This is a genomic window from Vibrio genomosp. F10 str. 9ZD137 (genome assembly GCF_049974785.1).
Lineage (GTDB): Bacteria > Pseudomonadota > Gammaproteobacteria > Enterobacterales > Vibrionaceae > Vibrio.
In genome coordinates this window covers 1-638 of sequence record NZ_JBNGCJ010000434.1, presented here as the reverse complement: position 1 = coordinate 638, position 638 = coordinate 1, and the positions used below count along the sequence as shown (strand labels likewise).

At 38.4% G+C, this 638-nt stretch carries 1 protein-coding gene; it reads right to left on the bottom strand.

Annotation, left to right across the window (positions count from 1 at the left end; all coding sequences use genetic code 11):
• Positions 1 to 73: 73 nt before the first annotated feature.
• Positions 74 to 638: hypothetical protein (locus ACP45E_RS10340; protein WP_017037632.1), on the bottom strand; the 565-nt coding region annotated here is incomplete at its 5' end.

Genomic DNA, 638 nt, shown 5'->3' with positions numbered 1-638 from the left:
CCATTGTGCCGTAAACACTAAAGCCGATTCAAACCCAAAGTGCCAAGCGTTGCGAATCTGCTTGAATTGCTTGTTATAAATATGATTTTGACTCATCTAAAACTTGCCTTAATGCAATTTTACCTAGTTTGTTGTTGGCTAATTCAGACTTCTGACTGTCGACACACCGAAGACAATAGTAGTAAAGACTCATACACATAAAAATAAACTGATCATCTGGTGAGACTTTCTTCCACGAAACTCCATCGACACACCAAGATTGCTTTGTTTCCTTTGCAACTCGCATCATATCTTCACGATGTGCGGAAGAGAATGATTTATAGAAGTTATTCATAGAGCTCGAGTCAATGTTACGGTTCAGTTGGTGTGCAAAGTCGTTTCGCATTTTCCCCAAAACTAAAAGAGGTACTTTTAAATCTGGGGAAAGACCTAATGCTAGAGCCAAATGTATCTTACCAAAATAGTCTAAACGCATTGGTTTTAGGTTCTCAGGCGCACATGTAGCCATAGATAAAAAATCAGTGACGATATTTTCAATATGAATATGAGTGTGGATCACCCTACCTAGTGGGCTTTCCTGAACTAGGAGAGAGAGAAAATCTGACTTTTTCATCGAGTTATCCAAATATTTATAACGC